Annotated in this window: 11 protein-coding genes; 10 read left to right on the plus strand and 1 reads right to left on the minus strand. The window is 62.1% G+C overall.

Going from position 1 to position 14,741, the window contains the following annotated elements:
- Nucleotides 1-50 precede the first annotated feature (50 nt).
- The 10 genes from yiaY (at nucleotide 51) to C2I19_RS05980 (ending at nucleotide 13,132) form a co-directional block, all read left to right on the plus strand.
- Nucleotides 51-1,184: an L-threonine dehydrogenase gene (gene yiaY / locus C2I19_RS05930; protein WP_103901796.1), complete on the plus strand. Its 1,134-nt coding sequence runs from the start codon at nucleotides 51-53 to the stop codon at nucleotides 1,182-1,184.
- Between the two features lie 105 nt (nucleotides 1,185-1,289).
- Nucleotides 1,290-1,655: a DUF488 domain-containing protein gene (locus C2I19_RS05935; protein ID WP_103901797.1), complete on the plus strand. Its 366-nt coding sequence runs from the start codon at nucleotides 1,290-1,292 to the stop codon at nucleotides 1,653-1,655.
- A 125-nt stretch (nucleotides 1,656-1,780) separates the two neighbouring features.
- The gene (locus tag C2I19_RS05940) at nucleotides 1,781-2,962 is read left to right on the plus strand and encodes an O-succinylhomoserine sulfhydrylase (RefSeq protein ID WP_103901798.1); all 1,182 of its coding nucleotides are present in this window, start codon (nucleotides 1,781-1,783) and stop codon (nucleotides 2,960-2,962) included.
- A gap of 197 nt (nucleotides 2,963-3,159) precedes the next feature.
- Nucleotides 3,160-3,801 carry a TetR/AcrR family transcriptional regulator gene (locus tag C2I19_RS05945; RefSeq protein ID WP_103901799.1) on the plus strand — a complete coding sequence of 214 codons (642 nt, stop codon included), beginning with the start codon at nucleotides 3,160-3,162 and terminating at the stop codon, nucleotides 3,799-3,801.
- A 75-nt stretch (nucleotides 3,802-3,876) separates the two neighbouring features.
- The gene (locus C2I19_RS05950; protein WP_103901800.1) at nucleotides 3,877-6,330 is read left to right on the plus strand and encodes an acyl-CoA dehydrogenase; all 2,454 of its coding nucleotides are present in this window, start codon (nucleotides 3,877-3,879) and stop codon (nucleotides 6,328-6,330) included.
- Nucleotides 6,331-6,453: 123 nt separating this feature from the next.
- On the plus strand, nucleotides 6,454-6,831 hold the full coding sequence (locus C2I19_RS05955; protein WP_103901801.1) for an acyl-CoA thioesterase: 378 nt from the start codon (nucleotides 6,454-6,456) through the stop codon (nucleotides 6,829-6,831).
- A 183-nt stretch (nucleotides 6,832-7,014) separates the two neighbouring features.
- Nucleotides 7,015-8,508 carry an OmpP1/FadL family transporter gene (locus C2I19_RS05960; protein WP_103901802.1) on the plus strand — a complete coding sequence of 498 codons (1,494 nt, stop codon included), beginning with the start codon at nucleotides 7,015-7,017 and terminating at the stop codon, nucleotides 8,506-8,508.
- Between the two features lie 425 nt (nucleotides 8,509-8,933).
- Nucleotides 8,934-11,309, plus strand: a complete 2,376-nt coding sequence (locus C2I19_RS05970; RefSeq protein WP_103901831.1) for a 3-hydroxyacyl-CoA dehydrogenase/enoyl-CoA hydratase family protein — start codon at nucleotides 8,934-8,936, stop codon at nucleotides 11,307-11,309.
- Nucleotides 11,310-11,485: 176 nt separating this feature from the next.
- Nucleotides 11,486-12,688 (plus strand): acetyl-CoA C-acyltransferase, encoded by a 1,203-nt coding sequence (locus C2I19_RS05975; protein ID WP_103901804.1) that lies wholly within the window; start codon nucleotides 11,486-11,488, stop codon nucleotides 12,686-12,688.
- 126 nt (nucleotides 12,689-12,814) lie between these two features.
- Nucleotides 12,815-13,132 (plus strand): hypothetical protein, encoded by a 318-nt coding sequence (locus tag C2I19_RS05980; protein WP_103901805.1) that lies wholly within the window; start codon nucleotides 12,815-12,817, stop codon nucleotides 13,130-13,132.
- A gap of 64 nt (nucleotides 13,133-13,196) precedes the next feature.
- Here the strand turns inward: C2I19_RS05980 and C2I19_RS05985 are convergent, their stop codons facing one another.
- Nucleotides 13,197-14,714: a PilZ domain-containing protein gene (locus tag C2I19_RS05985; RefSeq protein ID WP_103901806.1), complete on the minus strand. Its 1,518-nt coding sequence runs from the start codon at nucleotides 14,712-14,714 to the stop codon at nucleotides 13,197-13,199.
- Nucleotides 14,715-14,741 lie beyond the last annotated feature (27 nt).

Here is a 14,741-nt window from a genome sequence, read left to right on the forward strand (position 1 = left end):
GCCGGCGCAGACTGTGCTCAACATCTAGAGTCCATTCACGGAGACGGACAATGAGCACAAGCGCTTTTTTCATTCCCTCGCTGAACCTGATGGGCGCCGGCTGCCTGCGGCAGGCTATCGATACCATGCGCGGCCACAGCTTCCTCCGCGCGCTGATCGTCACCGACCAGGGCTTGGTCAAGGCCGGCCTGGCCGACAAGGTGGCCGGCATGCTGGCCGAGGCCGACATCGAGCCGGTAATCTTTGATGGCGTTCATGCCAATCCCAGCTGCGCCAACGTCAATGCCGGCCTCGCCTTGCTGCGCGAAAAACAGTGCGATGTAGTCGTGTCGCTGGGCGGAGGTTCGCCGCACGACTGCGCCAAAGGCATCGCGCTGGTGGCGGTGAACGGCGGCAAGATCCAGGACTACGAAGGCGTGGACAAGTCGGCCAAGCCGCAGCTGCCGCTGGTGGCGATCAATACCACCGCAGGCACGGCGTCCGAAATGACCCGTTTCTGCATCATCACCGACGAGTCCCGCCACATCAAAATGGCCATCGTCGACAGGCACACCACGCCGATTTTGTCGGTCAATGACCCGGAAACCATGGCGGGCATGCCGGCATCGTTGACCGCAGCCACCGGCATGGATGCGTTGACCCACGCGGTGGAGGCCTATGTCTCCACCATCGCGACTCCCATCACCGATGCCTGCGCCTTGAAGGCCGTCGAGCTGATTGCCGGCTTCCTGCGCCGCGCGGTGAAGAATGGCCAGGACATGGAAGCGCGCGAGCAAATGGCTTATGCCCAGTTCCTGGCCGGCATGGCGTTCAACAACGCGTCCTTGGGTTATGTGCACGCGATGGCGCACCAGCTAGGCGGTTTCTACGATCTGCCGCACGGCGTGTGCAACGCGGTGCTGCTGCCGCATGTGCAGGCTTTCAACGCGGCCGTGGCCGGCGAGCGGCTGGGCGATGTGGCCATCGCGCTGGGCGAAAAGACCCGCAGCGCCGAGGCCGCCATCGCTGCGATCAAGCGCCTGTCGGCCGATGTGGGCATTCCGGCCGGACTGGCCCAGTTGGGCGTGAAGGAAGCCGACATTCCGACGCTGGCGGACAACGCCTTGAAGGATGCATGTGGTTTGACCAATCCGCGCAAAGCCAGTCACGAGGAGATTTGCGCGATCTTCCGCGCGGCATTATAGCCGCGCCGCCCGGCCCATCCGGCCGGGCATGGCCGCGGTCCGGCGGGTGCGGGGCCGCGGCTTCACCGCCCGCGGGCGACATGGCTTGCGGACAAGGAGGTTTACATGAGCGCCTCTATTCGTCTGGTGTCCGTTGGGCAGTGCAAGATTCCTCCCGCCACGGGCTTCCTGTTGTCTGCCAAATGGCCGAGGCAGTGGCCGCGCGCGGCCTTGTTGCCCGACCACTGGCTGCGGCGCGTCCTGCCCACGGACGAATTGGTGGCCTGGATGCATGCCGATCCGGCGCGCTGGCCCACTTTCTGCGATATCTACTGGTCGGACCTCGCAGCCAACCCCGCGCGCTGGCAAGTATTGAGCGAGGCGATGAAGCAGGGCGAGCTGGTCTTGCTGCACGCTTGCGGCGAAGGGCAATATACGGCGGCGCGCGCGCTGGAGCAGTTCCTGCGGCAGCGAGAGGCGCAGGCGGCCTGAGCCGCCAAATGTCGGGGCAGGCGCTAGCTTAGCGCCCGATGTCATTTAGCAAGCGGGCGGTTTTCAGGCAAGATGGATGGGTACTGACAGCCGGCCCGGCGCCGGCATGAGAAAGAGAGACGCGCATGTCGGACCCGCAACACGAGAATCTGCATCCCGAGACCCTGGCCATTCGCGGCGGCTTGACGCTGAGCGAGCACGGCGAGCACAGCCAGGGCCTGTATTTGACTTCCAGCTTCACTTACGCCTCTGCCGCCGAGGCTGCCAAATTGTTCTTGGGCGAGATCGACGGCTACACCTACTCGCGCTTCACCAATCCCACCGTGTCGGCCTTTCAGCAGCGCTTGGCGCTGATGGAGGGCGGCGAGCGCGCCATCGCCACCGCTACCGGCATGGCGGCGATCCAGGCCATCATGATGACGCTGCTGCAAGCGGGCGATCATGTCGTGTCTTCGCAAAGCCTGTTTGGCTCCACCATCAATCTGTTCGCCGGCCAACTGGCCAAGTTTGGCGTGACGACTACCTTTGTCGATGCGCGAGATCTGGACGCTTGGCGCGCGGCGCTGCGGCCGGAAACCAAGCTGCTGTTCCTGGAAACGCCGTCGAATCCGTTGACCGAGGTGGCCGACATCGAGGCGATCGCCGCCATCGCCCATGCGCACGGCGCGTTGTTGGCGGTGGATAACAGCTTCTGTTCCCCGGCCTTGCAGCAGCCGCTGAAGCTGGGCGCGGACCTGGTGATGCATTCCGCCACCAAATTCCTGGACGGTCATGGCCGCGTGATGGGCGGCGCAGTGGTGGGCAGCGACAAGCTGATCGAGCAAATCTATCTGCATGTGCGCACGGCCGGTCCCTCGTTGTCGCCGTTCAATGCCTGGACCTTGCTCTCCGGCTTGGAAACGCTGCATCTGCGCATGGAAAAGCATAGCGCCAACGCGCTGGAGTTGGCGCGCTGGCTGGAGGCTCAGCCCAATGTGGAGCGCGTCTATTACCCGGGCCTGGCCAGCCACCCGCAGCATGCGCTGGCGATGCGCCAACAGAGAAGCGGCGGCGCGGTGGTGTCCTTTGTGGTGAAGGGCGGCCGCGAGGCGGCGTGGAAGGTGGTGGACGGCGTGCGCGTGATCTCGCGCACCGCCAATTTGGGCGATGTGAAGAGCACGATTACCCATCCGGCCAGCACCACCCATGCTCGCGTGACGGCCGAGGCGCGGGAGCGTGCCGGCATTGTGGAGGGGCTGTTGCGCGTCAGCGTCGGCTTGGAAAATGTGTCCGACTTGCAGCGAGACTTGGCGCTAGGCCTTGACTAAGTCCTTTTAACGCGTGTTTCATTCAAACGGCAGTCTAAAATAAGGACTGCCGTTTTTTTGTTTGCCCTGAGAGATAAATGTCATGGCGCGGGATACGCCTTGACATTGATCAAGTTAAAACGTAAGTTTGAAACGCTTGTTCGAAAGCTGAGATGAGCAAGACTAAACCACAAAATACAACAAAGGCACTGGAGATCATGGAGGGAAGTCGCCCCGATACCGCAACCCGCATCTTGGACGTCGCGGAACGTCTGTTCGTGGAACACGGCTTCGAGGCAACCTCGCTGCGCATGATCACTCAACAGGCCGAGGTGAATCTGGCCGCGGTGAACTATCACTTCGGCTCCAAGGATGCGTTGTTCGAATCCGTGTTCATGCGCAGGCTGGCGCCCTTGCTGGAGGACTGCCTGGCGGAACTGGATCGGCTGGAAGCGCAGGAAGGACCCTTGCCGCTGGAGCAACTGGTGCTGTCGTTCATACGGCCGTGCCTGAGCCTGTCCAAGGATCCTTCGCGCGGAGGCGCCATGTTCGTGCGGCTGCTGTCGCGCACGCTGGTGGAAAACCACCGCCTGCTGCGCGAGACCATCTCGCAGCAGTACAGCGTGTTCGTGCAGCGCTATACGGAAGCCTTTCAGCGCGCGCTGCCGCATCTGGAGCCGGAGCAGCTCGCCTGGCGCATGCACCTCGCCTTCAGCGTCATGTTCAATGCCTTCGCCGGCAACGACGTGCTGAAAATTTTCACACGCAGCCAAGTCGTCACCGCGAGGGATCCGGACATGATCGTCAAATATCTGGTGCCTTTCGTGATCGCCGGTTTGGTCTCGCCCATAGAAGGCTGAGTCCGCGCCCGCCGCCAAGGATTACAACAGCAAGGCGGCGCGCGGAACTGAGGGGTCAACACGAGGGTAAACACAATGATTGCTGCCGTAATTCTGATCGCGCTGATCGTCGCTCTGGCTTATTGCGCCGCGCCGGTCCTGGCCTGGACCGTAGGCTTCGCCGCCTGGCTCGCCGCGCTTCAGTTCGTCTTCCACTGCCAGGTCTCCGCCGCTGTTTGGGCGGTTTTCGCCGTTGTCGCGGCCGTGCTGAACATCGTGCCGCTGCGCCGCGCGGTGTTCACCGGCCCGGTATTCGGCGTGTTCAAGAAAATCACGCCCGCCATGTCGCAAACCGAGCAGGAGGCCATCAACGCCGGCACGGTGTGGTGGGACCGCGACCTGTTCTCCGGCAAGCCGGACTACAACCGCCTGTTGTCCTTCCCGGATCCTAAGCTGACGGCCGAGGAACAGGCCTTCATCGACGGACCGACCGAGCAGCTGTGCGGCATGATCGACGATTGGAAGATCACGCACGAGTTGAAGGACCTGCCGCCGGAAGTGTGGCAGTTCATCAAGGACCACGGCTTTCTGGGCATGATCGTCAAGAAGAAGTACGGCGGCCTGGAATTCTCCAACTACGCCCACGCCAAGGTGGTGACCAAGATCGCCACCCGCGGCGGCACGGCTGCGGTGTCGGTCATGGTGCCGAACTCGCTCGGCCCGGGCGAACTGCTGCAGCATTACGGCACGGAAGCGCAGAAGGATTACTATCTGCCGCGCCTGGCCAAGGGCCTGGAAGTGCCGTGCTTCGCGCTGACCAGCCCCTATGCCGGCTCCGACGCCGGCGCCATTCCGGACTTCGGCGTGGTTTGCCGCGGCTCCTACACCCATCCGCGCACTGGCGAGCACTTCGAAAATGTGCTGGGCGTGCGCGTGAGCTGGGAAAAGCGCTGGATCACCCTGGCGCCGGTGGCCACCATCCTGGGCCTCGCGTTCAAGATGTATGACCCGGACCACCTGTTGGGCGACAAGGAAGAAATCGGCATCACCTGCGCGCTGGTGCCCACCGAGCATGTCGGCGTCGAAATCGGCCGCCGCCACTTCCCGGGCGGTTCCGCTTTCATGAACGGCCCGACCTGGGGCAAGGACGTGTTCATCCCGCTGGAATGGATCATCGGCGGCCGCGAATACGCGGGCCAAGGCTGGCGCATGCTGGTTGAATGCCTGTCCGTGGGCCGTTGCATCTCGCTGCCGGCCATGTCCGTGGCTTGCGGCAAGCTGACTACCTGGACCACCGGCGCCTACGCCCGCATTCGCGACCAGTTCGGCCTGCCCATCGGCAAGTTCGAGGGCGTGGATGAGGCGATGGCTCGCATCGGTGGCTACACCTACCAGATGGAAGCTTCGCAGGATCTGGCCCTGACTGGCCTGGACAACGGCGAGAAGCCGTCCGTGCTGTCGGCCATCCTGAAGTACCACAACACCGAGCGCATGCGCAAAACGCTGAACGACGCGATGGACGTGCATGGCGGCAAGGCCGTGGTGCTGGGCCCGCGCAACTACCTGGCGCGCGGCTATCAGGCCATTCCTATCGGCATCACGGTGGAAGGCGCCAACATCCTGACCCGTTCGATGATCATCTACGGCCAGGGTGCCATCCGCTGCCATCCGTACGTGCTGCGCGAGATGAAGGCCGCCATGGCCAATGACGGCGCCGAGTTCGACAAGGCGATTACCGGCCACATCAATTTCGTCATCAGCAACTTCGTGCGCTCGCTGTGGCTGGGCCTGACCTGCTCCCGCTTCGCCGCGAGTCCGAAGGGCGGCGTGACTGCAACGTACTACAAGCGCGTCACCCGTCTCTCCAGCGCCTTCGCGCTGCTGTCCGACATGGCCATGTTCAGCCTGGGCGGCTCGCTGAAGTTCCGCGAGAAGCTGTCTGCCCGTCTGGGCGACATGCTGTCCGGCCTGTACATCGCCACCGCCTCGTTGAAGCGCTTCGAGCGCGACGGCGCGCCGAAGGAAGACATCGCCGTGATGAGCTGGGCTGTGGAAAACGCGCTGTACGACGTGCAGGTGGCGATGGACGGCTTCCTGGCTAACCTGCCGAGCCGCGGTTTGGCCTGGCTGCTGCGCTGTGTCATCTTCCCGTGGGGTTTGACGCTGAAGCCGGCATCCGACCGCACTGGCACCAAGGTGGCGCGCGCCATGATGGAGCCGGGCTCCACCCGCGACCGTCTGACCCGCGGCATGTACATCCCGCAGGAGGAGAGCGATGCGGTGGGCGTACTGGGCCATGCCTTGAACGCCATCCTGGCCACCGAGCCGGTAGAGCAGAAGCTGCGCAAGCTGGCGCGCGATGGCAAGTTCAAGACCATCACCGCGCGCGAACGTCTGGCGGAAGCCCTGCAGACCGGCCTGATCAATCAGGAAGAGTTCGACGCCGTCACCCGCGCCCGCAAGCTCAAGCGCGACGTGATCATGGTGGACGACTTCGACAAGAAGCTGGAGCAGCATGACGACAAATTGCTGCAGCGCCTGATTTTCTAAACCGGGCAACGTGCTACCATGCGCCGGATGCGGTTAGTGTCCGGCGCCATTCAAAATGGCCGCCTGACACGCGGCCATTTTGAATGGCGAGAAACAAGTCCGGAAAGGACGGGGGAAGCTGAGATGGAACAACAGGAACATCGCGTGCCGGTGTTGCGGGTGAGGGCGCTGCCCACCAGCACCAACGCCTATGGCAAGGTGCAGGCGGGCTGGCTGATGAGCCAGATCGACATGGCGGGCAGCCTGGACGCCGAGCGGCTGTCGCGCGGGCCGGTCACCACGGTGGCGGTGAACGCCTTTCAGTTTTCCACGCCCATCTTGCTGGGCGATGTGGTGGATTTGTATGTCGAACGACTGAGAATCGGCCAGAAGTCCATTACCCTGAAAATATCGGTGGAAGCGGAGCGCATGGATGGTTCGCACGCCAAAATCACCGATGTGATCGCCACCTATGTCGCCATCGATGGCGATGGTAGATCGCGCTTGCTGGAGTCGGTTTGAAGCGTGATTGTTGCGCGCTTCATCAATTGTTGTGGAAATGTTGCATTAAACGAACGTTTGGAACAAAAGCTCGGTCGTTTGGTTGGATTGCTCTAATTCTCTGGTAGCATCGTTCATGACTCATCGCATGAATGGGTCATGAATCATGAAAATATCTACTAAAGCAAGACTAGAGAGGGAAGCATGAAGCTCAAGCACCTTAGCCTGTCCGTGATGATCATGGGCACCGCGTTCGGCCTGGCATCCACACAGGCTGCTGCCTCGGGTTATCAATTCGGTTCGCAGAGCGTGTCCGGCCAGGGCACCGCCCACGCCAACGGCGCGGAAGCCGCCGATCCTTCCACTATTTTCGCCAACCCGGCTGGCTTGAGCCGTCTGGAGGGCACGCAGGTATCCGGCGGCGTGACCTTGGTTGTGCCGCATTCCGAATATACTGACAATGGTTCCACGACTTATCTGAAGCAACCCACCGGCGGCGGCAATGGCGGCACTTTCGCTCCGTCCGCGGTGGCGGCGCCCACCTTCTACCTGTCCAGCAAGATCAATGACAGAATTACCGCCGGCATTGGCCTGTTCGTGCCCTATGGCGCCAAACTGGATTACGGCGAAACCTGGGCTGGTCGTTACGCCCTGAGCAGCATCGAGCTCAAATCCTTCAATCTGAACCCGTCTTTCTCGCTAAAACTGAACGAGAAACATGCACTGGGTTTTGGTGTGTCCGCACAATACATGGACGCCACCCTGGCTAAAATGACGGATGCCACGTCGGGCCTTGCCATGGCGGCGGCGGCCAAGGGTGGCATTACCGGTCCGTATGGCCCGGGCGGCGCGATAGTGACGATCAAAGACCCGGCGACGATCGCCAACATCATGCGTGCTGGCGGCCAAGGCGGCGATGGCAAGGCCACGGTGAAGGGCAGTGACTGGGGTTTCGGCTGGAATATTGGCTACCTGTTTACGCCGAGCGAAGATACCCGAATCGGCCTGGCTTACCGTTCCCAGGTCAAGATGAAGCTTACGGGCGACATCACCTGGGACTTCAATGGCCGTGTGCAGGGCACGGATCCGAGTACGGGCCTGCCGTATGCTACTGAATTGAGCAAGTTCGTTCATCCCAGCACAACTGGCAGCGTGGATGTGACCACGCCGGATACTGCTTCCGTCAATGTGTTCCACCAGCTGGATTCGAAGTGGGCGTTGATGAGCGATGTGACCTGGGTGGGCAACGCCAAGTTGCAGCAAATCGATATCAAGCAGGACACCAAGAATGGCGTGCCTCAAGGTGATATCGTTCTGCATCAGAACTGGAAGAACACTTGGCGAGTGTCGGCGGGCGCCAACTATCGTTTGAGCGATGCTTGGTTGCTGCGTGGAGGTCTGGCTTGGGAGCAGTCTCCGCTGCAAAGCAACAACGACCTTCACCCGGCGATTCCGGATAGTGATCGCATCTGGCTGTCGCTGGGCGCCAACTACAAGATCAACAAGCAAAGCTCCATCGATGTGGCTTACAGCTTCATCGACTTCAAAAACGCGACGACGAATTACACTGATGCCTGCAATCCGACTGGCGTGAATACCTCTACCGGTGGCAGCTGCACCGGCAACGGCGAAACGGTCAAGGGCAGCTACAAGACCTACCTGCAGTTGATCGGCGTGCAGTACAACTACCGTTTCTAAGCGACTTTTGTCGTAAGAAAAGGGTAAGCAGGGCAGGCGCGGGCGCCTGCCCTGTTGTCGTTTTGGCACGGCGGTAAGCGTTGTTGCGCGCGCGCCAGCGCGGTGTGCAGATTTTTTACAAAACCTGCTTTGATTTTGCCCAAAATGGGTTAGACTAATCTCACATAAAAGCGAGTGTTTGATATTTTATCTGCGCTCGATCATGATCTGGTCGTTGCGGCGCTTTGGCGACGCAACGACAGGAAAACAGCCGGCGGGAACAATAGTCGAAATCGCCGGCCAGACTATCAAGCAGTACCCCGGCGCCGCGCCCGCCCCAGCCGGCGCGAAACTGGGCAAGGACGATTCAACGCTCGCCCTTGGAAGCAAGCAGGACAGGTTGAGAGGGGCCTGTCTCATGTGTGTTTCAACAAAACGAGGAAACCATGTCTCAAACCAAATTCAACGTACGCAAGGTTGCCGTGCTCGGCGCTGGCGTGATGGGCGCGCAAATCGCCGCGCATCTGGTAAACGCCAAAGTGCCGACCATTCTGTTCGACCTGCCGGCCAAGGAAGGCGACAAGAACGGCATCGCGCTGAAGGCCATTGAAGGCCTGAAGAAGCTGAAGCCTTCTCCGCTGGCAGGCAGCGACGTGGTTGCCCACATCCAGCCCGCCAACTACGACGACCACCTGCATCTGCTGAAAGACTGCGACCTGGTGATCGAGGCCATCGCCGAGCGCATGGACTGGAAGGTGGACCTGTACCACAAGGTGGCTCCGCATCTGGGCGAGCAAACCATCTTCGCGACGAATACTTCCGGCCTGTCCATCAACAAGCTGGCCGAAGGCTGCCCGGACGCGGTTCGCCCGCGCTTCTGCGGCGTGCACTTCTTCAACCCGCCGCGCTATATGCACCTGGTTGAAATCATTCCCTGTGTGACTTCCGACGCCCACATCCTGGACAACCTGGAGCGCTTTCTGGTGTCCACCCTGGGCAAGGGCGTGGTCCGCGCCAAGGACACCCCGAACTTCGTGGCCAACCGCATCGGCGTGTTCTCCATGCTGGCCACCATCGCCAACGCAGCCAAGTACGGCATCCGCTTCGACGTGGTGGACGACCTGACCGGCCCGCGCCTGGGCCGCCCGAAGTCCGCCACCTTCCGCACTGCCGACGTGGTGGGCCTGGACACCTTCGCCCACGTGGTGAAGACCATGCAGGACACCCTGCCGCAAGATCCGTGGCACAGCCTGTTCGCCACGCCTGACTGGATGCAAGGCCTGATCTCGGCCGGCGCGCTGGGTTCCAAGACCAAGGCCGGCATCTATAAGAAAGACGGCAAGCGCATGCTGGTGCTGGACCCGGCCAAGGGCGAGTACGTGGGCTCCGGCGAGAAAGGCGACGACGCGGTCAAGGACATCCTGAAGATCGCCAACCCGGCGGAAAAATTCCAGAAGCTGCGCGAAAGCGAGCATCCGCAGGCGCAATTCTTGTGGGCATGTTTCCGCGATGTGTTCCACTACATCTCCTTCCATCTGGCCGATATCGCCAACTGCGCGCGCGACGTTGACTTCGCCATCCGCTGGGGCTTCGGCTGGTCCACCGGCCCGTTCGAAACCTGGCAGGCCGCCGGCTGGCAGCAAGTGGCCAAGTGGCTGCAGGAAGACATCGCCGCAGGCAAGAGCCTGGCCAAGGCCGAGCTGCCGAGCTGGGTGCTGGAAGGCGACCGCGCCGGCGTGCATTTCGCCGACGGTTCCTACAACGCCGCCGACAAGAAGCTGGTAGGCCGCTCCGCGCTGGACGTTTACCAGCGCCAGCTGGCCCCGGCCAAGGTGCTGGGCGAAAAGTCCGAGCAACTGGGCGAAACCGTATTCGAAAACGAAGGCGTGCGCGCCTTCACCACCGGCGACGATGTGCTGGTGGTTTCGTTCAAGTCCAAGGCTCACGCCATCGGCCCGGCCGTGCTGGATGGCCTGAACACCGCCATCGACATCGCCGAAGACCGCTTCAAGGGCCTGGTGATCTGGCAAACCGAAGAGCCGTTCTCTGTGGGCGCGGACCTGCAGTCCATGATGCCGGCCTTCATGATGGGCGACTGGGGCGCGATCGATTCCATGATCGGCCGCTTCCAGTCCACCGCCTTGCGCCTGCGCTATAGCCAGATCCCGACCATCGCCGCAACTCAGGGCTATGTGTTCGGCGGCGGCTGCGAGTTCGCCATGCACTGCGACAAGACCGTGGCTGCGCTGGAGTCCTACGTCGGACTGGTGGAGGTGGGCGTGGGCCTGCTGCCGGGCGGCGGCGGCTGCAAGGAGTTCGCCCTGCGCGCCTCGCAAGAGTCCAAGGGCGACCTGCTAGCCGCGCTGAAGGACTACTTCATGAACATCGCCACCGCCAAGGTTGCTACCAGCGGCGTGGAAGCGCAGGAACTGGGCTTCTTCAAGAAGGGCGATTCCGTGGTGTTCAACGCCTACGAGCTGCTCTATGTCGCCAAGCGCCAGGCTCTGGCGCTGGCCGAATCCGGCTACCGTCCGCCGCTGAAGGTGAAGGGCTTCCCGGTTGCCGGCCGCGCAGGCGCCGCGTCGATCAAGGGCCAGCTGGTGAACATGCTGGAAGGCAACTTCATCAGTCAGCACGACTTCTTCATCGCTTCGCAGATCGCCGACGTGATGACCGGCGGCGACGTGGAAGCCGGCACCCTGGTCAATGAGCAATGGATTCTGGACCTGGAGCGCAAGGCCTTCATGACCCTGCTGAAGAACGCCAAGACCCAGGACCGCATCGCCAACATGCTGACCACCGGCAAGCCGCTGCGCAACTAATACGAGCCGCCCACAAGACGCCTGATGCAGCCTTGCGTCGACCTGTCGTACGAGATTAATCGTCCGCTTGCGTCGACGCCTGGACTCAGGCGCTTGTGAACCGCTCGAAAATCCAAGAATGCAAAGGCTGGCGGCAGGCATGAAGACCTGGCCGCCGGTCGCGAAGGAGCAAAAGAATGGTTAAGCAAGTACAAGAAGCTTACATCGTCGCCGTCACCCGCACCCCGGTGGGCAAGGCGCCGCGCGGCATGATGCGCCACGTGCGCCCGGACGACATGCTGGCGCATGTGATCACCGGCGCGCTGGCCCAAGTGCCGAACCTGGATCCGAAGCTGATTTCCGATTGCGTGGTCGGCTGCGCCTTCCCGGAAGCTGAGCAAGGCCTGAATATGGCCCGCATCGGCGTGCTGCTGGCCGGCCTGCCCAACACCGTGGGCGGCATCACCATCAACCGCTACTGCTCGTCCGGCATCAATGCCGTGCAGATGGCTGCCGACCGCATCCGCCTGGGCGAAGCCGACGTGGTGATCGCGGCTGGCGCCGAATCGATGTCCCTGGTGCCGATGATGGGCAACAAGGTGTCGCTGAACCCGGAAATCTTCGCCAAGGACGAGAATTACGGCATCGCCTACGGCATGGGCCTGACCGCGGAAAAAGTGGCGCAGCAATGGGGCGTGTCGCGCGAAGACCAGGACGCGTTCGCGGTGGAATCGCATCGCCGCGCGCTGGCGGCCATCGACGGCGGCAAGTTCAAGAACGAAATCACGCCGCTGGAAGTGACCTATCGCACGCCTAATCTGGAAACCGGCGAAGTGGTGGTGAAGAAGCGCGTGCTGGACACAGACGAAGGCCCGCGCCGCGAAACGACGCTGGAAGGCCTGGCCAAGCTGAAGACCGTATTCGACGCCAAGGGCTCCGTCACCGCCGGCAATTCCTCGCAGATGTCCGACGGCGCCGGTGCGGTGATCCTGGTGTCCGAGCGCGTCCTGAAGGAGTTCAACTTGACCCCGCTGGCCCGCTACGTGACCTTCTCGGTCAAGGGCGTTCCGCCGGAGATCATGGGCATCGGCCCGAAGGAAGCCATTCCGGCCGCGCTGGCCCAGGCTGGCCTGAAGCAGGACGACCTGAAGTGGATCGAGCTGAACGAAGCTTTCGCCGCCCAGGCGCTGGCAGTGGCGCGCGATCTGGAGCTGGATATGTCCAAGGTGAACCCGCACGGCGGCGCCATCGCACTGGGCCACCCGCTGGGCGCTACCGGCGCAATCCGCACCGCAACCCTGGTGCACGGCATGCGCGACGCCGGCCTGAAGGGCCACGGCATGGTGACGATGTGCATCGGCACCGGCATGGGCGCCGCCGGCATCATCGAAGTGCTGTAAGCCTGTCGGCAATCCGGGCTTGATCATCGCCCCGCCGGGTTTCTCGGCGGGGCGATTTTCTTTGGATTTCAGAGTGAGAGAATGTTGCCGATAGCATGATGGTCTGATTCAAGCGTGGAGCCTGCGATGGATCCCATGAGCTGGGCGGTGGCGTATAACGAGCGCCTGAGTGTCATCCATTATTTCAAGAGCAATATGGCCGCATTCCAGCAAATCGCGGATGCAGCGACCGATCCGGACGTTAAGGCGCGTTATGTCCAGGCGGTGCAGCAGATGAAGCGGGACGGGCCGATTGTCGAGAGCCAGATGCGGGAATACGCTGGCCGAGCTGGCGTGGACGACGCCGATTTCGGCCATACCGTCGATCCCACTCAGTACGCGGGCTACAACAAGCAAGGCAAGGGTGTCCGGTTCCCTTATGTGAATTTGTTCGCATCGGCCTGATCGCGACAAAGGAAAAGGCTTGCTGTGGGCAAGCCTTTTGGGACGGATGCTGCGAGCGCGGCGATTAATCTATTTTCGCCAGCGTGTCGAAATTGCTGTGGTTGCAGTCTTCGAACTCGCGCTGCGGCTCCCTGAGCTTGATCTGATACGATTTGCCCTGGGCGGTCAGCACCAGCTCCCGGTCGGCCGCGGTCAGCACCTTGGGCATCAGGAACCAGCGCTGTCCCTGGCGGGAGTTGGGCTGGGTGATGTAAATGGCGGCGTTAGGCGGCGATTCAGGCTGGGTGGGGTCCAGCAGCGACACGCCTACCGGCGTCTGGCCCAGGATTTCTATGCCCACCTTGGTGCCGTTGTTCTGGCGCAGGATGCGGCGGATGATGCCGAGCAGCGGCGGGTGGCTTTCGGTGCGGACCAGGATCAGCCTGCCGATGGCGAGCTGCTCCACGGCCTTGCCGATGAAAGTCAGCCCCATGCCTGTGCTGCTGATGTCATTGATGCGCCACTCGTCCAGCCGCTCAGCGTCCAGCGTGCTGACTTCCTGCACCTTGATCTGGAAGGCCACGCGCTCGAAGCCGATGGAGACGTGCGCGCTGGACGAGTGCAGCGAGCGCTCAGACTTGCGCAGGGACTTGCCGCCGTCGTTTGACCAGCGTATGGCCAGTTTCTCGCACAGGTCGGCCCATTCCTCGCGTTCGAGCTCGCAGTCCAGAGCCGCCAGCTGGGACGGGATGCGGGTGTCGAGATCGAACATCAGATCGGCCAGCCGGGTGGTGATTTCGTAGGCGGACCAATAGCGATGCCATTTGCCGGCCATGCCGCGCAGCATGGGCTGCGGCGGCTCCGCCATCGACAGATTGTAGACGAAGACCGGGCCTTCCAGCGGCGGCTGCTTCTCCAGCGGAATGTGCTGGCTGATCAGCAGCAGCAGCTGGTCCACCGCGATGATTTCCTTGTGCAGCATGTTCTCGGTTTGCGCCAGGTGCAGCATGCCGGCTTGCAACAGCAGGTGCTCGCAGCAGGTTTCCTGGCGCGAATCCGGGTACAGCAGCATGGGTGTGCGGGCAAAGCCGCTTTCTTCCGCATGGATGTAGAAACGGAAGCCTTGCTGCCAGGCGCTGCCTTCCGGCTTCAGGTAGCGCAGCGCGTTCCACGCCAGCAGCCGCATCTGGTGGTGCAGGCCGCGCAGGGTGATCAGTTGCAGCTCTGCCTCCAGCGCAGGCGTCGGCGCGCTTTTGTGCAGGCGCAGGCAGATCTGGTAAGCAGTGGATAGCTCGTGCCAGAACGCGAGTATGGTGGGCAGGTAGCCTTTGCTGCCGGGCCGCGAGCGCAGGTAATCGCCGCACAATTGCTGGTGGATGTTGGCGGCCTTGTCGTCGACGTAGAGCAGCGTCTTGACGCGCTCTTTCAACGAAATGTTGGTATCGGCGTTAATCTTGGAAATGGCCTTGATGATTTCCACCAAGGCAGTAAAGTACTCTGCCTGCGGCAGGTCGCGTACCAGCAGGGTTGCCGACTGCGCCACGCCGGATGCCGGCGTGTTCTTGCTTAGAAGCGAAGTGACGAGGGATTTGAAATCAAACATTGAGCCAAGCTTTGAATTAAAGTGTTA

The organism is Chromobacterium alticapitis (genome assembly GCF_002924365.1).
Taxonomy (GTDB): Bacteria; Pseudomonadota; Gammaproteobacteria; order Burkholderiales; family Chromobacteriaceae; genus Chromobacterium; species Chromobacterium alticapitis.

Coding starts and splice junctions, on each gene's coding strand:
- C2I19_RS05945 (WP_103901799.1), top strand. CDS start 3,160: ATGGAGGGAAGTCGCCCCGATACCGCAACCCGCATCTTGGACGTCGCG.
- C2I19_RS05970 (WP_103901831.1), top strand. CDS start 8,934: ATGTCTCAAACCAAATTCAACGTACGCAAGGTTGCCGTGCTCGGCGCT.
- C2I19_RS05935 (WP_103901797.1), top strand. CDS start 1,290: ATGAGCGCCTCTATTCGTCTGGTGTCCGTTGGGCAGTGCAAGATTCCT.
- C2I19_RS05960 (WP_103901802.1), top strand. CDS start 7,015: ATGAAGCTCAAGCACCTTAGCCTGTCCGTGATGATCATGGGCACCGCG.
- C2I19_RS05950 (WP_103901800.1), top strand. CDS start 3,877: ATGATTGCTGCCGTAATTCTGATCGCGCTGATCGTCGCTCTGGCTTAT.
- C2I19_RS05955 (WP_103901801.1), top strand. CDS start 6,454: ATGGAACAACAGGAACATCGCGTGCCGGTGTTGCGGGTGAGGGCGCTG.
- yiaY (WP_103901796.1), top strand. CDS start 51: ATGAGCACAAGCGCTTTTTTCATTCCCTCGCTGAACCTGATGGGCGCC.
- C2I19_RS05940 (WP_103901798.1), top strand. CDS start 1,781: ATGTCGGACCCGCAACACGAGAATCTGCATCCCGAGACCCTGGCCATT.
- C2I19_RS05985 (WP_103901806.1), bottom strand. CDS start 14,714: ATGTTTGATTTCAAATCCCTCGTCACTTCGCTTCTAAGCAAGAACACG.
- C2I19_RS05975 (WP_103901804.1), top strand. CDS start 11,486: ATGGTTAAGCAAGTACAAGAAGCTTACATCGTCGCCGTCACCCGCACC.
- C2I19_RS05980 (WP_103901805.1), top strand. CDS start 12,815: ATGGATCCCATGAGCTGGGCGGTGGCGTATAACGAGCGCCTGAGTGTC.